Source organism: Nonlabens antarcticus (genome assembly GCF_015356755.1).
Taxonomy (GTDB): Bacteria; Bacteroidota; Bacteroidia; order Flavobacteriales; family Flavobacteriaceae; genus Nonlabens; species Nonlabens antarcticus.
Genome location: NZ_JADFCO010000061.1, coordinates 12,758 through 32,543 on the forward strand (window position 1 = coordinate 12,758; position 19,786 = coordinate 32,543).

At 38.7% G+C, this 19,786-nt stretch carries 15 protein-coding genes; 7 read left to right on the forward strand and 8 right to left on the reverse strand.

Annotated elements, in window-relative coordinates:
* Positions 1-245: 245 nt before the first annotated feature.
* On the forward strand, positions 246-728 hold the full coding sequence (locus IQ282_RS02575; RefSeq protein WP_194850346.1) for an ABC transporter ATPase: 483 nt from the start codon (positions 246-248) through the stop codon (positions 726-728).
* Between the two features lie 72 nt (positions 729-800).
* On the opposite strand, the gene IQ282_RS02580 is transcribed toward IQ282_RS02575, so the two are convergent.
* Entirely contained in the window at positions 801-1,352 is a 552-nt protein-coding gene (locus IQ282_RS02580) for a hypothetical protein (RefSeq protein ID WP_194850347.1), read from the reverse strand.
* Positions 1,353-1,636: 284 nt separating this feature from the next.
* Here IQ282_RS02580 and IQ282_RS02585 point away from each other — a divergent pair, with 284 nt between their 5' ends.
* Positions 1,637-4,552 carry a glycoside hydrolase family 3 N-terminal domain-containing protein gene (locus tag IQ282_RS02585; protein WP_194850348.1) on the forward strand — a complete coding sequence of 972 codons (2,916 nt, stop codon included), beginning with the start codon at positions 1,637-1,639 and terminating at the stop codon, positions 4,550-4,552.
* A 12-nt stretch (positions 4,553-4,564) separates the two neighbouring features.
* Positions 4,565-5,689 carry an N-acetyl-alpha-D-glucosaminyl L-malate synthase BshA gene (gene bshA / locus IQ282_RS02590; RefSeq protein ID WP_194850349.1) on the forward strand — a complete coding sequence of 375 codons (1,125 nt, stop codon included), beginning with the start codon at positions 4,565-4,567 and terminating at the stop codon, positions 5,687-5,689.
* 67 nt (positions 5,690-5,756) lie between these two features.
* Here the strand turns inward: bshA and IQ282_RS02595 are convergent, their stop codons facing one another.
* From IQ282_RS02595 to IQ282_RS02610, 4 genes are all read right to left on the reverse strand, one after another.
* The gene (locus IQ282_RS02595) at positions 5,757-6,257 is read right to left on the reverse strand and encodes a hypothetical protein (protein WP_194850350.1); all 501 of its coding nucleotides are present in this window, start codon (positions 6,255-6,257) and stop codon (positions 5,757-5,759) included.
* An 88-nt stretch (positions 6,258-6,345) separates the two neighbouring features.
* On the reverse strand, positions 6,346-8,805 hold the full coding sequence (locus tag IQ282_RS02600; protein WP_194850351.1) for an outer membrane beta-barrel family protein: 2,460 nt from the start codon (positions 8,803-8,805) through the stop codon (positions 6,346-6,348).
* 115 nt (positions 8,806-8,920) lie between these two features.
* Positions 8,921-10,027 carry a peptide chain release factor 2 gene (gene prfB / locus IQ282_RS02605; RefSeq protein WP_194850352.1) on the reverse strand — a complete coding sequence of 369 codons (1,107 nt, stop codon included), beginning with the start codon at positions 10,025-10,027 and terminating at the stop codon, positions 8,921-8,923.
* A gap of 478 nt (positions 10,028-10,505) precedes the next feature.
* Positions 10,506-10,898 (reverse strand): endonuclease domain-containing protein, encoded by a 393-nt coding sequence (locus IQ282_RS02610; protein ID WP_228547190.1) that lies wholly within the window; start codon positions 10,896-10,898, stop codon positions 10,506-10,508.
* A gap of 263 nt (positions 10,899-11,161) precedes the next feature.
* Between IQ282_RS02610 and IQ282_RS02615 the strand changes: the two genes are divergently transcribed.
* Positions 11,162-12,178, forward strand: coding sequence for a threonine aldolase family protein (locus tag IQ282_RS02615; protein WP_194850353.1), 1,017 nt, complete (start codon positions 11,162-11,164; stop codon positions 12,176-12,178).
* 373 nt (positions 12,179-12,551) lie between these two features.
* Here IQ282_RS02615 and IQ282_RS02620 read toward each other — a convergent pair whose 3' ends face one another.
* Positions 12,552-12,875 carry a YbaB/EbfC family nucleoid-associated protein gene (locus IQ282_RS02620; protein ID WP_194850354.1) on the reverse strand — a complete coding sequence of 108 codons (324 nt, stop codon included), beginning with the start codon at positions 12,873-12,875 and terminating at the stop codon, positions 12,552-12,554.
* Between the two features lie 108 nt (positions 12,876-12,983).
* On the opposite strand from IQ282_RS02620, the gene IQ282_RS02625 reads away from it, so the two are divergent.
* From IQ282_RS02625 to IQ282_RS02635, 3 genes are all read left to right on the forward strand, one after another.
* On the forward strand, positions 12,984-15,038 hold the full coding sequence (locus tag IQ282_RS02625; protein WP_194850355.1) for a S9 family peptidase: 2,055 nt from the start codon (positions 12,984-12,986) through the stop codon (positions 15,036-15,038).
* A 59-nt stretch (positions 15,039-15,097) separates the two neighbouring features.
* Complete coding sequence (locus tag IQ282_RS02630) at positions 15,098-16,138, forward strand: PLP-dependent cysteine synthase family protein (RefSeq protein ID WP_194850356.1); 1,041 nt, start codon at positions 15,098-15,100, stop codon at positions 16,136-16,138.
* Positions 16,139-16,354: 216 nt separating this feature from the next.
* On the forward strand, positions 16,355-17,611 hold the full coding sequence (locus tag IQ282_RS02635; protein ID WP_194850357.1) for an aminotransferase class I/II-fold pyridoxal phosphate-dependent enzyme: 1,257 nt from the start codon (positions 16,355-16,357) through the stop codon (positions 17,609-17,611).
* 68 nt (positions 17,612-17,679) lie between these two features.
* On the opposite strand, the gene IQ282_RS02640 is transcribed toward IQ282_RS02635, so the two are convergent.
* A complete protein-coding gene (locus tag IQ282_RS02640) occupies positions 17,680-18,264 on the reverse strand; it encodes a hypothetical protein (RefSeq protein ID WP_194850358.1) in 585 nt (194 codons plus the stop codon).
* A 439-nt stretch (positions 18,265-18,703) separates the two neighbouring features.
* Positions 18,704-19,774, reverse strand: coding sequence for a magnesium/cobalt transporter CorA (gene corA, locus IQ282_RS02645; RefSeq protein WP_194850359.1), 1,071 nt, complete (start codon positions 19,772-19,774; stop codon positions 18,704-18,706).
* Positions 19,775-19,786: the final 12 nt, after the last annotated feature.

The window sequence follows — 19,786 nt, forward strand, 5'->3', positions numbered from 1 at the left end:
TTATTATAGTGTCGTATTTTTTCTTAAAACCAAAAAATTCCAAATAGAATAGAAAAAAGACCTGTCAAATCTATAATCCTGACGGGAATAGCTGCGGGTTTGTTTTATGCCATTTTAATGTTAGGATGGGATTTCTATGATGACGGAGTATTCAAAGTTTGGAAATTAATAGTTAATACCGTTTTTATCGGTGGATTCATTGGGTTCGCTTTTCAGAATAAAGTTACCAAAATAAAATAATTTCAATGCTAGTAGATTTTAAAGAACTTCCAGAAGAATCCAGAGTCTGGATTTATCAAGCTAATAGAACTTTTACCGAGGATGAAATAGCTTCATTGAAACCGCAGCTGGATTCATTTTTGAAAGAATGGACGGCTCATGGACAAGATTTGCAGGCTGGATATGATTTACCTTACAATAGATTTATTGTGTTAGGACTGGATCAAACTGAGGCTAATGCAACTGGATGTTCCATTGATGCATCCGTACATTTCATTCAGGCACTGGAGAAAGAATTCAATATTGATCTGATGGATAAAATGAATGTCTCATTCAAAAACGGACCTTACGTCGCCTATAAGGATCTAGCCGACTTCCGTAAAATGGCGAAGGCAAAATCGGTTTCTGCGAACACCATTGTATTCAATAATCTTGTGCAAACAGTAGGGGAGTACAAGGAATACTGGGAAGTGCCTGCTTCTGAAAGCTGGCATAAAAGATTCTTCTAGAGTTGAAACCTACTTTATAAATAAAAAAATCCTACATGAGAATGCAGGATTTTAATTTTGGAAGTGTTTCACTTATAGAGAAGGATCGATTTTAGCATCAAACTTCATCTTCAAAGTTACCTTTAAATTTGTAGCATCTTGAGTGCTTTTAAATTTCACAACTAACTTTAAACTCTCTGATTTTGCATAATCATCTATGTACAAATCATCAGTTGTACTTAGCTCCATAGTTGTAACGCCGTTAGGAACATTGTCTAGGGTTGCAACTTCTTTGTAGGGCAAATCATCCGTTTTAATTCCTAGGGTTACTGAGTCAATAAAATCAAAGTTATCTTGGTCATCTGCACTTACGAGTTCAATATCCAGATCTTCCAATTCGATTTCTTTAACCTGATTTAAAACTTCGTCAGTTCCTAATTCATCTTCAATTAGCTGGCGCAGATCCAGGCTAGTTTCTATAGGAATGGCAAATATATTGATCGGTAGATAATCAACGCTTAAATCTGCATTTGCAGGAATATCACTTACCGTTCTCAAGCGGTCCAATAAATCGTCGTCCTCGCTACAAGAGTTGAATAATGCAGCGAATAAAATCAGGGGTAATACTAAAAATTTCTTGTTCATAATAGGGTTTATTTTTCTGTAAAGAACCGTAATTAAATCAGTTGAAATCCTTAGAAATCCGTTAATAATTGATGCCGAATTGCTAATGTATTCTCAAAAATTTAGAGCTTTAAAAATCCTAAAAAGCCTAGGATATTGATATGCAAATGATTAACAAACTAGTTAAAAATCAAGGTTTATTTTGGCCTTATTTCAAGATAAGCCAACTGCATTTTCTCTATATTTCGGTTAAGGGAACGATTCTTGTTTTTTCTAGCAAACAAGCCATTTTTTAGATTATTATGATGAAGCATATGTACTGGTTGTTTATTGTTTTTGCTTTCGCGAAAGCGAACTCCCAACAATCCACAAACCCACTAGCCACGACTGATTTTGAAGCTCAGAAAATATGGGTGGACAGTGTCTATAAATCTTTGTCCCAAGAAGAACGCATCGGGCAATTATTTATGGTGGATTTATTTTCTAGTAAGGAAATGTCACGCATCTCCAAAGTTCGTAAATTGGTAGAGCAACAAAAAATAGGCGGGATCATATTTTCTAAAGGTGGCCCGGTACAGCAAGCATTATTAACGAACGAATTACAGTCAAAATCTAAAACGCCATTAATGATCGCCATGGATGCTGAATGGGGTCTTGCCATGCGGTTAGATAGTGTTTATGCATTCCCATGGAACATGACGTTAGGGGCTGCCAGAAAATCTACCAGCAGTTATGAAGTAGGGAAACGTATAGGAGAACACTCAAAAAGGCTGGGAGTGCATATGAATTTTGCGCCCGTTGTAGATATCAATACGAACTCTAAAAATCCCATCATCGGGAACCGCAGTTTTGGAGAAGATAGAGAGAATGTAACTCAAAAAGCATATGCATTCATGAAGGGAATGCAGAGCACAGGAACGCTCGCGAGTGCTAAACATTTCCCGGGTCACGGCGATACAGATCAAGACAGCCATAAAGTTTTACCTACCGTCGATTTTACGGCAAAGCGCATCGACAGCATTGAATTATATCCATACCGTAGATTGATTGATCATGGTCTTGCGAGCGTCATGGTGGCCCATTTAAATATTCCCAGTTTAGAGTCTCGTTCTGGATACCCATCAAGTATCAGTAAAAAGATAGTAACTGATCTGCTCAAGGATAAGATGCAGTTTGAAGGACTAATTTTTACGGATGCTTTGAATATGAAAGGTGCGAGCAATTTTAGCAAGCCTGGCGATATCGATCTTGCCGCTTTTAAAGCCGGTAATGATATCCTATTGATTTCTGAAGATATTCCTACTGCAATGGCAAAGATCAAGGCAGCCATGAAAAGTGGTGAAATCACTAATGAACGACTAGAATACAGCGTTCGTAAAATATTGATGGCAAAATATAAAGTGGGTTTAAATAATTATAAACCTATAGAAACTAAAGACCTTGTAAAGGATCTTTCTACAGAAGCTGATGATATTGTATATGAAGCTGCGATGGAGCAGGCGATTACTTTAATTAAGAATGAGAAGAAGATTTTACCGATTCGAGATTTGGAAACTAAGAAAATCGCCTACGTACAGTTAGGAGATGATTCCGGCGTTGTGTTTTTAAAAGAATTGAATAAATATGCAAAGGTTGATCAACTCATATCTGATGATCTGAAAACGATGCTCAACTTATTATCTGAGTATAACACAGTGATTATAGGTGCTCATCGCAGCAATGAAAACCCGTGGAAATCTTATCAATTGACTGCTAGAGAACTCACCATGTTATCTGAGATCAGTAAAAAGCATAGAGTAATTTTTGATGCCTTTGTCAATCCTTATATGCTTGCACAGTTGAAGAATACTGGTAATATTGAGGCGATTGTTATGTCTTATCAAAATAGTGTCTGGAGTCAAGAGCTGAGCGCTCAAATGATCTTTGGAGCCCGATCTTTTGACGGAAGACTACCAGTTTCAGCAGGTAAATTTGACGTTGGTGACGGTATCAGTCTAGAAGGAATTAACCGGCTGTCCTATGGTCACACACCAGCAAGTGTAGGTATGAATGCTGCGATTCTTTCCAAAATTGATTCTATCGCAAAATTTACTATTGATGGCAAAGGAGCCCCTGGTATGCAAATTTTAATAGCCCGCAAGGGTAAAGTAATATTTGATAAAGTGTATGGCGGTCACACTTATGGTAAAGATGATCCCGTACAGCCTACAGACTTATATGACATTGCATCAATAACAAAAATTCTAGCAACACTGCCACTTCTCATGGAGCTAGAAGATCGTAAGGTGTTGTCACTAGATGAACCGCTGGGTAAATTTGATAAAAAATTTAAATCTACTAATAAGTCTGAAATCACGGTAAAGGAAATGCTATCTCATTATGCCAGATTGAAGCCCTGGATTCCATTTTATAAGTACACCCTTGACACTTTAGACGGTATGCCTTTACCAGAGTTTTACTCAAAGACAAGGAGCAAAAAGTATCCCACTGAAGTTGCAGATCATCTTTATGCCAGCTCAATAGTACAAGACACAATTTTAAACCGAATTGCAAGTAGCGATTTACTGACAAAACTAAGATACAAATACAGCGATTTGCCCTATTACATATTCAAAGACTATATAGAAGGCTATTATAAAAAGAACCTGGATGAGTTGACACAGGATCACTTTTATGAAAGCATGGGAATGACACACACAGGATATTTACCGCTCAAAAGATTTCCTAAGAATCAAATTGCACCTACAGAAAACGACCTTGTATTTAGAAAACAACAAATACAGGGTTATGTCCATGATCAAGGTGCGGCAATGCAGGGGGGAATAGGTGGCCATGCAGGAATTTTTTCTACCGCAAACGATGTGGCCAAAATGATGCAAATGTATCTTCAAAAAGGTACGTATGGTGGGAAGACTTATTTTAAATCTTCCACATTTGATAAGTTTAACCATCGGTATTATGCTAATGATGACGTACGTCGTGGTATAGGTCTGGATAAACCTTCTTTAGATAATGTGGGAAACACCTGCAACTGTGCGAGCGATTCTAGCTTTGGTCACAGTGGATTCACGGGAGCTTTTACATGGGCAGATCCTGAGGAAGAGTTGGTTTACGTATTCTTGTCAAACCGGGTCTATCCTGATGCAGACAACCGTTTTATAATTAACCAAAACATACGGACCAATATTCAACAAATAATTTATGACTCGATCATTAAATAAAAGAAAGGTTTTATGAAAATTGCAATTGTGTGTTATCCTACTTTCGGAGGTAGTGGAGTAGTGGCAACCATGCTAGGTACAGCGCTGGCACATCGTGGCCATGAGGTACATTTTGTTACCTATAAAATGCCAGTGCGATTAGAGTTGCTTTCTCAGAAAATTTATTTTCACGAGGTAGATGTCGAGGAATATCCGTTGTTTCACTACCAGCCTTACGACCTTGCTTTGAGTAGTAAACTGGTCAACGTGGTTCAAGAATATGGCATTGATATTTTGCACGTTCATTATGCGATACCGCATGCTTATGCCGGTTATATGGCGCAACAGATGCTAGCAGATCTTGGTATTAAATTACCTATGGTGACCACCCTGCATGGAACAGATATAACCCTAGTAGGAAATCATCCAGGATATAAACCGTCGGTTACATTTAGTATCAATCACAGTGATGTGGTCACATCAGTTTCTGACAGTCTTAAAAAAGATACTCTAGATTTATTTGATATTAGAAAGGAAATTGATGTCGTTCCCAACTTTATTGATATGTCCCTTTACAAAACAGAATTCAATGATTGCGATAGGTCTGTGATGGCATTTCCTCAAGAACGCATCATTACCCACATTAGTAATATGCGTCCCGTGAAGCGTATTACAGATATCATCAAGATATTTGAAATTGTTCAAAAGGAAGTTCCCAGCGTTCTAATTATGGTAGGTGACGGTCCAGAGCGTGCTGAAGCCGAAGAATATGCTCGCAGTCGCAAGTTGCAATTGAGTATTAAATGGCTAGGTAACAGTACAGAAATTGACAGAATTCTTTGCTTTTCAGACTTGTTTGTATTGCCGTCTGAAAAAGAAAGTTTTGGACTTGCAGCCCTAGAAGCAATGGCAAACCGCACGCCTGTCGTTTCTTCAAATACTGGTGGATTACCAGAAGTTAATGAGGATGGGGTTACAGGTTTTACCAGCGATGTCGGCAATGTTGAAGAAATGGCACAGAATGCCATAAAAATATTGAAGAACGATGATGTGTTGAACGGGTTTAAAAAAGCCGCTTTCGCGAAAGCGGAACAATTTGACATTAACCTTATCATCCCACAATATGAAGCGCTATACCAGCGGGTTTTAGAGGAATAATAATCGTGCATTGTGAGCAAAAAAAAGCGACCTAAATAGGTCGCTTTTCATTTGTATGATAAAATTACTAGAATTGGTAACGGACACCTAAAGCTATATCAAGCTCTAAATCATCACGATAATCTGCAAAATAAATTTCTGGACGAACATCTAGCGATAAAATCAATGGAATGTCAAAGTTATATTCAATACCTACTTGACCTGCTGCAAAAATAAAGATTTCGCTATCATCATAATCATCATTGTTAGGTCCACGGAAGTCATCATCAAAATCAATACTACCTAGTCCACCACCTACACCTGCGTACCAATTGAAACCACCTTCAATGTTCCATAACCATTGATAAACACCAGTTACTTTAAATGCATCAAAACGATTTCCAGTTTCAATTCCTAGGTCTACTTCTAATCTGTTGTTACCGCCTAAGGCACGTTGATAAGAAATTTCAGTTCCTAAGCCATCGCCATCTCCTATTCTTAATCCAATTGCGTTATCAGCAATTTCTTGAGCTTGCATTGATAGAGAAGCACCTAAGGCTAGTGCGAGAGTAAATATTAATTTTTTCATAGTGTAAGTTTAGGTTACAAATATGTAAACATAAAGCATAGCTAATACCTTAGGTTTTGTTAATAATGAAAGGTGGTTCACCGTTCACTTAGCCTTGAAATTCAAAATCTTCGCCATTATCATCTCCACCGCGATTGTTTTCATTTCTTTTCTTTTGATTGAATCTATAAGTGAAAGCTAGAGTGATCTGACGTTCTCTATATTGAAATCTGCTAGCAGAAATAAAATCATCCGTTCTAGTAGTTCCTTCTCTTTTTCTAGAATTAAATAGATCACTAACATTAATTGTTAGGGAGGCTTTATCCTTTAAAATGTCCTTACTGGCGGCTAGGTTTACGGTTGTTATGGCATTATTAGTCCCTTGTGAATCTTCTGATGCTCCACGATAATTAATTCTTGCTTGAAAATCAATTTTTGCGGGTAAACTTATTTTCTGATTCAATCGAGCAGAATAACTAGTATTTATGAAATCAAAATTTTCATCTTGGAATTCAGGGTCGTTCATGATTTCACCGTTGTTCTCTACTCTAAATAAATTGAAATCAGAGTTGATAGTCCACCATTTGACTGGATTATAAGTCAATGTAAACTCAAATCCTAAGCGATCTTGAGTGGAAAGATTGATAGGAAACCTTCTTATTACGGGATCACCTTTTGAGGTAATCTCTCCCGTAGGCTGTTGAATGAATTGAAAGTTATCTGTACTGCGGTTAAAATATATTGAGGTGCTCAAAGTTAATTTTGACCAGCGTTTTAAATAACCTAAATCGAGGGCATTAGAAAAAGCAGGGTCTAGGTCTACATTCCCTTGAAATACATTTGATTCACTAGACCTACTTGGAAATGGGTTTAGAAAACGTCCGCGAGGTCTATTAACGCGGCGGCTATATCCTAACGTTATATTTTCTCCATCTTGTAATTCATATCCTAGATTAACGGTGGGAAATAAACTTGAATAACTTTTAGTATCACTGCTATTAGTAGTTTCCTGGTTGATGTTCACATTAGTTTGTTCAAATCTTAATCCACCCAATACAGAAATCTTACCAAATTCTTGACCATACTGACCGTAAACAGCATTTACGAATTCTTCATAACTGAAGGTATTGTTTAAGCCTAAATCAGGAGTTAATGGTATGTTGGGAAAATCTGCACTTTCTTCAAGAAAAAAGCTATTTGTTATATCACGATAGTTACCTCGATATCCTGCTTCATATTGAATGTTTTCTCCCACAGGCTTTTCCCAGTCGACTTGCAATAATGCTTCAGTCTCATCCTCGGTTTCAAACACTCGTTCTGTATCAGTATTTGTATTAGAAGCAAGGGAGAACTCGGTAATGTTCTGCGGCTTTTCCTCATTGGAAATAGAATATTGTGAGTTAATGGAAAGCTTTTGGCCATTATCATCTAATTCACTATCATATCTTAAGGAGAACTGTATGTCGTTTTCTTTTTCTTCCTCTTGTTGCCTTCTAAAACTATTCTCTTCTACATTAGTAATATATTTTATTCTGCGAATACTATTGGTAGTTAAATCATCATCTTTTCCAAATCGATAGACTAAATTTCCAACGATGCTGCTTTGGTCATTAATAAAATATTCTGCACCTAGACTGGTAAAGTAATTTCTTCCAATCCTGTCAAAGTTTCTATCTTCAGATACAAAAGCATTTGAATTTGCGGCACCACCATTAGGAAATAGATATGAGGTTTCAGAAGACGCATTTCCAGGAGATGTGCGATAGCTATATCCCGTATTGGTAAATAGATTCCATTTTTCGGTTCTGTAATTTCCATTGAGAGAAGCTCCAAATTGCTCTGGATATCCAGTACTTAGATTTACCGAGCCATTAAATCCTTGTAAACGATTTTTTCTTAAAATAATATTGAGAATACCAGCCGTTCCTTCCGCATCATAACGAGCACTAGGTGATGTTATCACTTCGATTTTCTCAATAGCTTCTGCGGGAATCTGTCTCAAGGCTTCTGCACCATTGAAACCTACAAGAGCACTAGGTCGCCCATCGATAAGAATACGTACATTTTCATTCCCTCTTAGAGAAACATTTCCTTCTACATCCACTTGAACGGATGGCACATTATCCAGTACATCGCTAACTGTTCCACCGCGCACGGTTAGATCCTTTCCTATATTATATATTTTTTTATCCAGTCTCAAATCGACAGTTGTTTTTTCTGCTACAACTACAGCTGCTTCGAGATTTGAAATATCTTGTTCCATAATGATGGTACCAAAATCGATGTTTTCTTTCACTTCAACATTGTTGCGCACAACTGGTTTAAAGGATATAAATTCCCACTTTAGGGTGTATGTACCTGGACTCACGAGAATCTTATAGTTCCCGTTAAGATCTGTGATTCCTCCTTGTGGAGATTTATTAGGATCATTACTTAATAATGATACAGTAGCAAATTCTAGAGGGGTTTGGGTTGTTTTATCGAGGAGCTTTCCAGTTACCTGAATTGTTTCTTGTGCATACAAGCAAATGGATAAAAACAAGAATAAAATAGAGAGTGAATGTTTCATGAGAGATTTGGTCTTTAATTTTTGACCATCAAAAAACATCAAGGTTTAATCTATGATTGTTAACTTTAAGTGAAATCAAAAAAGCATGTCTTAAAACGCTGTTAACGAATTCAGCCTACAATTGATCAGATGGCTTTTCTTGTCCTGCGTCCATCAAAAATGCTTTAAGAAAGGCGTCTAGATCGCCATTTAAAACCGCATCTACATTTCCGGTTTCATGACCAGTTCGAACGTCTTTAATCAACTTATAAGGATGTAGTACATAATTGCGTATTTGGGAACCCCATTCGATCTTCATTTTTCCCGATTCAATCTCATCGCGCGCCGCATTCTGTTTTTGTAACTCAATCTCGTAAAGTTGAGACTTTAACATCTGCATTGCCTTTTCTCGGTTTTCTAATTGGGATCTTGTTTCAGAATTATGAATAACAATTCCCGATGGATGGTGGGTTAGAATGGCTTTAGTTTCCACCTTATTCACATTCTGTCCACCAGCACCACTGGATCTTGCAAATTCCCAAGAGATATCTGCAGGATTTATGTCAATCTCAATCGTATCATCCGCTAGCGGGTATACATAAACAGATGCAAAGGAGGTATGGCGCTTCCCATTGGAATCAAATGGAGACATGCGTACCAATCTGTGAACGCCATTTTCACCTTTTAACCATCCAAAACCATAATCTCCCTCAATCTCAATAGTCACTGTTTTGATACCTGCCACATCACCAGCCTGAAAGTTGAGCTCTTTAACTTTAAAACCGTTTTTCTCTGCCCACATCATGTACATGCGCATCAGCATTTCTGCCCAGTCACAGGATTCCGTTCCACCAGCTCCGGCAGTTATTTGTAGAACAGCGCTGAAATCGTCGCCTTCATTGGACAGCATGTTTTTGAACTCCAATTTATCCACCAGCTCAAATGCGGCATTGTATTTATTGGTCACATCCTCTTCGGTAGCCTCTTTTTCCTTGTAGAATTCGTAAAGCACTTCCAGATCTTCACCTAGCGTTAAAGCCATCGCATAATCTGTTGTCCATGCCTTTTTATTACGTAGGATTTTCATGGTCGCTTCAGCTTCCTTAGAGTTGTTCCAAAAATCTGGTGAAAATGTTTTCTCCTCTAGATTCCTGATTTCAATCTCCTTAGACTCAATTTGCAGATAGTCTTTCAACGCTTTGGTACGTTCTTGTAATTGCGCGATATGGTCTGCTGTAATCATAGATTGGAAAGATTTAGGAGCACAAAAATACGGCTTAAATCTGTGTATTAGTAAAGAATTGCCACCGCTGCCCTTACCCTAAAGGGAGCCATCGCGCTAATTATTTGTGGGTAAACGCTTTGTTTAATGTTTCGAATTAGAAAGCCCACCCTTTAGGGCTGGGGCAAGGTTTTCGTATCGTGGAAGAATTGCCACCGCTGCCCTTACCCTAAAGGGAACCATTGCGCTAATTTTTTGTGGTTAAACGCTATGTTTAATGTTTCAAATTAGAAAGCCCACCCTTTAGGCCTGGGACAAGGTTTTCGTATCGTGGAAGAATTGCCACCACTGTCCTTACCCTAAAGGGAGCCATCGCTCTGATTATTTGTGGGTAAACGCTTTGTTTAATGTTTCGAATTAGAAAGCCCACCCTTTAGGGATGGGGCAAGGTTTTCGGCCACTGAATGATCTGAAGGAATTGCTGGCGCACGGATACTGCCTATGGAAGGTTATCGCGCAGTATGGAGTTAATGCGTTCAACAACACGCTCTAGATCGTCCGTTATCTCACTATTCTTAAATCGGATTTCTGAGATTCCAAGATCTTGGAGGTATGCAGTCCGTACTTTATCCTTCACATTCCGCTCCTGTGTTAAATGGTAACCGCCATCGATTTCTATACTTAAGCGGATTCTATGACAGTAGAAATCGAGAATATATCCCGCAATGGGATGCTGTCTGCGGAATTTGAAACTTAGTGGTTTTGTTTTAACATAATCCCACAAAATCACTTCAGCTGGGGTCATGGATACCCGCAGTTTTTCTGCATTTCTGAAAATGGTGGGCGACGCTCGGCTGTGCATTCCGGTTCTTTTCAAATCGTCGTCTTCCATAATTTATTCTGAAATGTAGCTGCATTTTTATCTCAAGCAATCAGCAGGGACATAAGTATTAACTCAATAGCTTGTCAAATAGACTATTGAATAATCAGTAAGATAGGTTTTTCGTGTTTATAATGAGCATAGAGCAACTTGACTTAAGTCTGGTTTTGGAAATTTGCTTGTTATATTTGTTGCAAATGTTCCCGTTGTTTATCCGCTTTCTTTTGAGTTCGCTTTCGCGAAAGCGAAATAACTTCAAACCCTAAACAAAATCCATGATCGATTTAAGAAGTGATACCGTTACAAAACCTAGTCCTGCGATGCTTGAGGCGATGTTTCATGCAGAAGTGGGCGATGATGTTTATAAGGAAGATCCATCGGTAAACGAGCTGGAACGTAGGGTTGCGGAGATGTTTGGGATGGATGATGCGTTATTTTTCCCTACCGGAACCATGGCAAATCAGGCTGCGATTAAAATGCATACTCAACCTGGCGAGCAATTGATATGTGACAAATACGCCCATGTTTATAATTATGAAGGCGGTGGCGTTTCCTTTAACAGCGGCGTGTCTTGTAAATTATTGGACGGTTCACGCGGGATGGTTACTGCAGCCCAAGTGGAGGAAGCGATCAATCCGCCAGATTTTTATCACAGCCCATTGACGACATTGGTCTGTCTGGAAAATACGACCAATAAAGGCGGTGGTGCCTGTTATGATTGGGAAACTGTAAAAGAAATCAAAGCGGTTTGTGTGAAGCATGGTCTAGGATTGCACTTGGACGGCGCACGTTTGTGGAATGCAATCGTAAAAACCAATCAAGATCCGAAAGAATACGGTGAATTATTTGACACAGTTTCCGTTTGTTTTTCTAAGGGAATGGGAACGCCGCTAGGAACTGTTTTGACTGGTAAGAACCCGCTCATGAAAAAAGCAATGCGAGTTCGCAAGGTCTTGGGTGGCGGAATGCGACAGACCGGATTCATGGCCGCCGCTGCATTATATGCACTCGACAATAATATGGATCGCCTCAATGAAGACCACAGAAAAGCAACCGAATTAGGAACTTTTCTACAATCCCAATCTTGGGTCAAAAAAGTAGAATCTGTAGAAACAAATATTGTCATTTTTGAAGTAACTGATGAGAAATCAGTCAGCGACTATTGCAAGAAACATGATTTTATAATCAGTAATATGGGACAGGGAAAATTAAGGCTTGTCACACATCTAGATTATACAGACAATCAGCATGCGAAGTTTATGGAAGTAATGGAAAAGTTTAGGGGAGAATAACTAAGAGTTTAGATTATTAATTAGGTATCATGAAAACTTATCATAATTGTCACCCTGAATTCATTTCAGGGTCTCCCGTGACAATATTTTGAATCCATCACACGCAGGATTTCAACTTACTAGAATGCTTATACCTTCCTGCTCACATCAAATTTAGGAATCAAATTGAAGAGATGCATAAATACTGAATACCGATAAATTCAGCACAAGATGAATTTAGCATGACAAAATTTAGTTACCTAAAAACTCCCTACCCCTAGATATGTCTCGCAAATCCAGATTGTAACTAGAGGATTTTTTTTAATTTTACCTCATACCTCATACCTCATACCTCATACCTCATACCTCATACCTGAAATCTCATGCTAAAATCCTACTTAAACATATCCAGCCCTGGAATATTAGGCATTCCCTCTGATGCTACTGCAGCAAGTTCTTTATCGTAGATCTCTGAAGCACGATTCAGAGCTTTGTTGAGGTTTAGAATCAAATAATCTTCCAGTTGTTCTTTGTCTTCCAGCAATTCATCTGCAATATTGATGGATTTTATCTGTCGGTCTGCAGTTACAGTGATGTCGATGAGGCCATCGCTTGATTTCTCATCAATTAATACGGTACTCATTCTTTTTTTGGTTTCTTCTACTTTTTGTTGGGTTTCTTTAAGCTTGCCCATCATTCCCATCATATCTCCTAACATAGTCTCTAATTTTATTGTTATTTAGCAAAAATAAGAACTAACCAGAATCTACAGCATCTCTTTAGGTTGATTATCTTGCGCCCCAAATTTAGCCGACTCAAATTCCCTATGGATATTAAAGCCCCAAAAGCCCAAAAAGTACCCCACACACACGAGATTCACGGACACAAACGTCATGATAACTACCACTGGATGAAGGAGCGCGACGCGCCTGAAGTGATTAGTTATTTGAATGAGGAAAATGAGTATTACGAGAAGATGACTGCTAACACTGCAGATCTTAAGGAATCTTTATTTGAAGAAATTAAAGGCAGATTAAAGGAAGACGATGAGTCGGTTCCTTATTTATACAATGGCTACTGGTATTTTACCAAAATGGAAATAGGCGAATCCTATCCTTATTATTACCGCCGCAAAGATGACACAGACCATACAGAACTACTTTTCAATGTGAATGACATGGCCACAGGTCATGAATTCTTCAAGCTTTCTGGTATCAATATTTCGCCTAACAATAATCTAGTTGCTTATGGTATTGATGCCGTGGGCCGCAGGGAATATTCGCTATTCGTAAAGAATTTGGAAACAGGCGAAATAAAAGCAGATGCCGTTCTGGGAACTACGGGAAGTTCTGTGTGGGCAAACGATAATTACACCCTATTTTTTGTACGTCAAGATCCCAAGACCTTGAGAGCTAATAAAATCTTCAAATACAGTCTGGATCAGAATGTCAATGATGCGGCTGTTATTTTTGAAGAGAAGGAAGATACGTTTAACTGCTTCGTTTATAAAACGATGTCAGAGCGCTATATCATGATCAAATCGTCTTCCACCTTAAGCGATGAGATACAATATATCGACGCAAGCCAGCCGGACAGTACCTTCAAAATGATTCAGGAACGCCAGCCAGAGATGGAGTATAGTGTTTCGCATTATGGCGATCATTTTTACATCATGACAAATGCTGATGGTGCCACTAACTTCAAAGTAATGCAGACTCCCATTGAGAGCCCACAAATGGAGCATTGGGTGGATTTGATCAAGCACGACCCTGCGTCTTTATTGGAAGATCTTGATATTTTCAAAGAATTCATGGTAATTACAGATCGGTTTAACGGTTTGAATAGGATCAGGATCAAGTCTTGGGATGGTACCGTGGATTATTTCTTGCCATTTACTAGCGAAACCTACACCGCGATGACGAGTGCAAATTTTCAGTTTGATTCTGAATTGTTGCGTTACAGTTATAACTCGCTAACCATGCCGCCGTCCGTTATTGAGTTCAATATGCGCACTAAGGAAGAAGTGATTCTGAAGACACAAACCATTGAAGATCCTGATTTTAATCCGGATGATTATGCTTCAGAACGGGTGTGGGCCACGGCTGCAGATGGTGTCCAGATCCCTATTAGTCTGGTATACAGAAAGGACCAACGCAAGGCAGATGGGAACCCTTTGTTGCAGTATGGTTATGGAAGTTATGGCCACACGATTGATCCCTACTTCTCGATTTCTAGACTCAGTTTGTTGAATCGCGGTTTTGTTTTTGCGATTTCGCATGTGCGCGGTGGAGAATATTTGGGTCGCGAATGGTACGAGCAGGGCAAGATGTTCCAGAAAATGAACACGTTTACAGATTTTGTGGCTTGTGGGGAATATTTGGTCGATAACGCTTTCGCGAAAGCGGGACACCTATACGCATCAGGTGGATCTGCAGGAGGATTATTGATGGGAGCGATCATGAATCTAGCGCCGCAATTATACAACGGGATTTTGAGCGCTGTACCATTTGTGGACGTTGTGAGCACCATGCTGGACGATTCCATACCGTTAACAACGGGAGAATATGATGAGTGGGGAAACCCTAATAATAAGGACAGTTATGAGTATATGTTGAGCTATTCGCCTTATGATCAAGTGATTGATCAGGAATATCCCAATGTTTTAGTAACAACGGGATATCACGATAGCCAGGTGCAATACTGGGAGCCGGCAAAATGGGTCGCGCGGCTAAGAGATCATCAAAAAGGTACTCAAGTCATTCTCTTCAAGACAGATATGACCAGTGGGCACAGCGGTGCATCTGGTAGGTATGACGCTTTGAAAGAAGTCGCTATCGACTTTGCATTCTTGATCGATCTGGAGGAAAAGTCCAGCAAATAATTAATTGTTTAAATTTGCAACGTTTTGGACTTTTTTGAGCCAAAACGAAAACACATTATATGAGCGGAAAAATTCAAGCGTACAACAATGTTCTTGAGTTGATAGGAGAAACTCCTCTTATCAAATTATCTAAAACGGTAAAAGGCTTTCCTGGTGATTACTATGCTAAGGTGGAGTCTTTTAATCCTGGACATTCTTCAAAAGACCGCATTGCCTTACATATTATAGAGCAGGCAGAAAAGAAAGGAATTTTGAAGCCTGGTGATACGATTATAGAAACGACCTCTGGAAATACGGGTTTTAGTATTGCTATGGTGAGCCGTATCAAAGGTTACGATTGCATTCTAGCCGTAAGTTCAAAATCCAGTGCTGACAAGATAGACATGCTCAAATCAATGGGCGCTAAAGTGTATGTATGTCCAGCACACGTGAGTGCAGATGACCCACGCAGTTATTATGAGGTTGCTAAAAGATTGCACGAAGAAATAAAAGACAGTTTCTACATCAATCAATATTTCAACGAATTAAATATTGAAGCACATTATCTAAGTACCGGTCCAGAAATATGGAAACAGACAGCGGGACAAATCACTCATCTAGTGGCCTGCAGTGGCACCGGTGGAACGATTTCAGGAACGGCAAAATATTTAAAGGAACAGAACCCAGCGATTAAAATTCTGGGAGTAGATGCTTATGGTAGTGTTCTTAAAAAATACCATGAGACCCAAGAATTCGATAAAAACGAAATTTATCCATATCAAATTGAAGGATTAGGTAAAAATCTAATTCCGTCTGCAACCGATTTTGATGTGATTGATAGCTTTACCAAGGTAAAAGATGAAGATGCCGCACACATGGCTCGCAAAATCTCACAGACTGAAGGTCTTTTTGTAGGATACACAAGTGGTGCAGCAATGCAAGCAGTGAAGCAATTGGTCAAGGAAAAGGAATTTGGTGAAGATGCCGTTGTGGTAGTGATTTTTCCAGACCATGGTTCCCGTTATATGAGTAAAATTTACAACGATCAATGGATGCAGGATCAGGGATTTTTTGATTCGGTTTCTACAGGAGCAGAGCAGCATATTGAGTATATCAAGTAAATAGTCTAATTATTAGTCTTTAAAATATTTACTCTACAACTAGATATTGCGCTCATCTCTTTTATTTGTGAATAATTGCTAGAATATAACCCTGCAATTTACCCTTTCAAAACACTGATTATCAATACCTTGTTAATATATTCAATGCATCACATGTGTTTTCCTGCATAGGAATTGTGCGTTTATTATCATATCTTTGTGTCCTTAATTTTGATGATGAACGATCTTTTTGATAAAATTTATAAGGACAAGGGACCATTGGGAAAATGGGCTTCTGTAGCAGAAGGCTATTTTGTTTTTCCAAAACTTGAAGGACCTATTTCTAATCGCATGCGTTTCAACGGGCGCGAGGTAATTACCTGGAGTGTCAATGACTACCTAGGACTTGCAAATCACCCTGAAGTGCGCAAAGTAGATTCAGAGGCTGCCGCTGAATATGGAAGTGCTTACCCAATGGGTGCGCGCATGATGAGTGGACACACAGACCTGCACGAACAGCTAGAGCGTGAACTTGCAGAATTTGTTCAGAAGGAAGCTGCATATTTGTTAAACTTCGGTTATCAAGGTTGTATGTCAACCGTAGATGCACTTGTGTCTAAGGATGATGTAATTGTTTATGATGTAGATGCACATGCCTGTATTATTGATGGGGTAAGGCTTCATCAAGGAAAGCGCTTTACTTATGTACATAACGATCTTGCAAGTATTGAAAAAAACCTACAACGAGCGACGAAACTTGCCGAAGAAACAGGCGGCGGAATTCTAGTGATTTCTGAAGGAGTTTTCGGAATGCGAGGAGAACAGGGTAAATTGAAGGAAATAGTAGCTCTGAAGGAGAAGTATAAATTCAGACTTTTTGTTGACGATGCTCATGGTTTTGGAACCTTGGGGAAAACAGGAGCAGGTGCAGGCGAGGAGCAAGGCATCCAGGATGGGATTGACGTATATTTTGCAACCTTTGCAAAATCCCTAGCAAGTACAGGAGCGTTCATTGCTGCTGATAAAGAGATCATGGATTACCTTAAATATAACCTGCGTTCGCAGATGTTTGCAAAATCTTTGCAAATGCAGTTGGTTATAGGAGCTTTGAAACGTCTGGATATGTTGCGCACTATGCCAGAGTTAAAAGAAAAGCTTTGGGAAAATGTAAATGCTCTACAATCAGGCTTGAAAAATCGCGGTTTTGATATAGGAACAACACAAAGCTGTGTAACCCCAGTGTATTTGAAAGGAAGTATTCCAGAAGCTATGGCACTGGTTAAAGATCTTCGTGAGAATCATGGTATTTTCTGTTCTATCGTCGTGTATCCAGTAATTCCTAAAGGTCTTATTTTATTGAGATTGATTCCTACAGCTACTCATACCATAGAAGATATAGAGATCACACTAGATGCGTTTGATGCCATCAGAGAGCGTCTTGATTCTGGTGTCTATAAAAGATTAAGTGCCGGCGTTGCTGAGGCTTTCGCATAAATACTTTGAATATTTCGCTTTCGCGAAATCTAGATAAAATAAAAAGTCCCGCGAGAAGCAGGACTTTTTTATTTGGATGTATTTATAGAATCTGCTTGCTTATATAGTGTTGCACGCTGTAATATGGACATGGGATAATTTTTGACGATCGCACTTTCTGCATTTCCTGTAGTAGACGTATCCATAACTCTGGCCATTGCGATCATAAACTCCATCCTGTCATCATAGAATATTTCAGTGCTGTGCAGTAAGTTACCCATCACCTCATAGGTGCTGTAAAGTGTCTGATCTGCATAAGCGCTTTCTAGTACAATACCATTGTTTTCATCAACAAGAAATAAATTGGGATCATGAGTGCGCTCCAGATTGTAGTTTCTAGGATCACGTTCTTCTCCATAGTAAATGACATAATTAAAATGATCTGTGTTGGCGGTACTGGAAAGATGAAATTCCATTGGAAGCTTTTGAGTTCCTTTACTAGTGGTGATTTTGAGATCGCCTTTGTAAACCCCTAGAAAATCTTCAGGAAAAACTTTTTCTTTAACTTCATCTAGCTTGGTTTGTGTAAACTCCTCAGATTTTTTATCAGGATTGCAACTGGTGATGGAAACTACCAAGGTAAAAATGAGAACTGTTTTAATAATGTTATTCATAAATTAGGATTAGTAAACTTCAAATTTAAACCGATTTCCAATCAATCAAGGTTTCTTAAACGAGGAAATCCCGAGAGTCCTAAGACGTCTCGAGATTTCCCACTAACCAACCAAAAAACTAATGAAAGTAATTTATTTCTCAAGTAAACAACCTTTCAATAAGTAGATTACAAATGGTATGCCATACTAGTATTTAAATGATTCAGAATTAATGGTGGCTTATGAAAAATCCAAAACTATACTCAAAGCTAGAAATCAAGCGCAATATTTATAATCCAGACCTAACAGTCTATATTTTTTAAGGTTTAGAATCGCAGCAATTTTATGAATACCCCCAGTATTTTGAGGTCTCCATTATTTTCTTCAAAAAAGAATTTTATCCTATTTCATAGAGCACAGCGTTCCTTATTCAGTGAGTCTGACGATAATGATATTGTATTTAAAGCCACTTTTTCCATTTAAAGTATCCCAATAATACTACGAAAATAAGTCCGCTGAATATCCAGAAGTACATATAACCATCTTCCCAATGCAGCTCTGGAATATTATCAAAGTTCATCCCGTAAACACCCGCAATAAAGGTCAACGGTATAAATATGGAAGACATAATGGTCAGCACTTGCATGATTTGATTCATCTTGTGACTCACGCTAGAAAGGTACATGTCCCTGAGGCCTCCATTGATTTCTCGGTAGGACTCCACCGTTTCTGTAATCTGAATGCAATGATCATAAGCATCTTGAAAATAACTTTTGATCTGGGGTTCAATAAATTTAGAATCTTCTTTCAATAATCGGCTGATGGATTCCCGCAATGGAAAAATGGCGCGTCGCAACGTTAGCAACATCCGTTTGTTTTTTTGTACACGTTCCAGTGAGGATTTTGTAGGCTCGTCAAAAATCTCGTCTTCCAGTTCGTCTAGATATTCACCGATCTGCTCGACAGCAATAAAATAATGATCTATAATACTATCGATTAAGGCATAAAACAAATAGTCATTATTACTATATCTAATACGTCCTCTAGATTGTTCAATACGTTCCCGTATATTTTCAAATACGTCACCCGTTTTCTCTTGGAAAGTAATCACCGCATCTTTAGTCAAAAGAATACTTACTTGTTCCTGATTGATATCGTTTTCTACAGGATCGTAACTAATCATTTTGATGCACTGATAAATGCACTCCTCATAGAACTCGGTTTTGGGACGTTGTGTAGTATTTGCAATGTCTTCTAACAATAAGTGATGTAAGTGAAATTTACTTCCCACTTTCTCTAACAAATCAATTTCGTGAACGCCATCGACGTTAAACCAGTTCACATGATCATCTTCCAGACGTTCTAAAAATATTCCCTCAAGTTTGGTATATTCTTTCGCATCATAGAGAATCGTTTCGGTATGCACCTTTTCAGTACGATCTTCCCCTACATATGAAATAGTTCCCGGTGGTTGAAATACACTATTGCGGGATTTAGGAGTGGCTCGACGACGCAATCTAGGTTTCTTCATGGGTAGATTTAA

Bases quoted from the DNA above. Each gene is read 5' to 3' on its own strand.
- IQ282_RS02585 (WP_194850348.1), top strand. From the start codon at position 1,637: ATGAAGCATATGTACTGGTTGTTTATTGTTTTTGCTTTCGCGAAAGCG.
- IQ282_RS02600 (WP_194850351.1), bottom strand. From the start codon at position 8,805: ATGAAACATTCACTCTCTATTTTATTCTTGTTTTTATCCATTTGCTTG.
- IQ282_RS02630 (WP_194850356.1), top strand. From the start codon at position 15,098: ATGAGCGGAAAAATTCAAGCGTACAACAATGTTCTTGAGTTGATAGGA.
- prfB (WP_194850352.1), bottom strand. From the start codon at position 10,027: ATGATTACAGCAGACCATATCGCGCAATTACAAGAACGTACCAAAGCG.
- IQ282_RS02615 (WP_194850353.1), top strand. From the start codon at position 11,162: ATGATCGATTTAAGAAGTGATACCGTTACAAAACCTAGTCCTGCGATG.
- IQ282_RS02620 (WP_194850354.1), bottom strand. From the start codon at position 12,875: ATGTTAGGAGATATGATGGGAATGATGGGCAAGCTTAAAGAAACCCAA.
- IQ282_RS02575 (WP_194850346.1), top strand. From the start codon at position 246: ATGCTAGTAGATTTTAAAGAACTTCCAGAAGAATCCAGAGTCTGGATT.
- bshA (WP_194850349.1), top strand. From the start codon at position 4,565: ATGAAAATTGCAATTGTGTGTTATCCTACTTTCGGAGGTAGTGGAGTA.
- IQ282_RS02610 (WP_228547190.1), bottom strand. From the start codon at position 10,898: ATGGAAGACGACGATTTGAAAAGAACCGGAATGCACAGCCGAGCGTCG.
- IQ282_RS02635 (WP_194850357.1), top strand. From the start codon at position 16,355: ATGAACGATCTTTTTGATAAAATTTATAAGGACAAGGGACCATTGGGA.
- IQ282_RS02640 (WP_194850358.1), bottom strand. From the start codon at position 18,264: ATGAATAACATTATTAAAACAGTTCTCATTTTTACCTTGGTAGTTTCC.
- IQ282_RS02625 (WP_194850355.1), top strand. From the start codon at position 12,984: ATGGATATTAAAGCCCCAAAAGCCCAAAAAGTACCCCACACACACGAG.
- IQ282_RS02580 (WP_194850347.1), bottom strand. From the start codon at position 1,352: ATGAACAAGAAATTTTTAGTATTACCCCTGATTTTATTCGCTGCATTA.
- IQ282_RS02595 (WP_194850350.1), bottom strand. From the start codon at position 6,257: ATGAAAAAATTAATATTTACTCTCGCACTAGCCTTAGGTGCTTCTCTA.
- corA (WP_194850359.1), bottom strand. From the start codon at position 19,774: ATGAAGAAACCTAGATTGCGTCGTCGAGCCACTCCTAAATCCCGCAAT.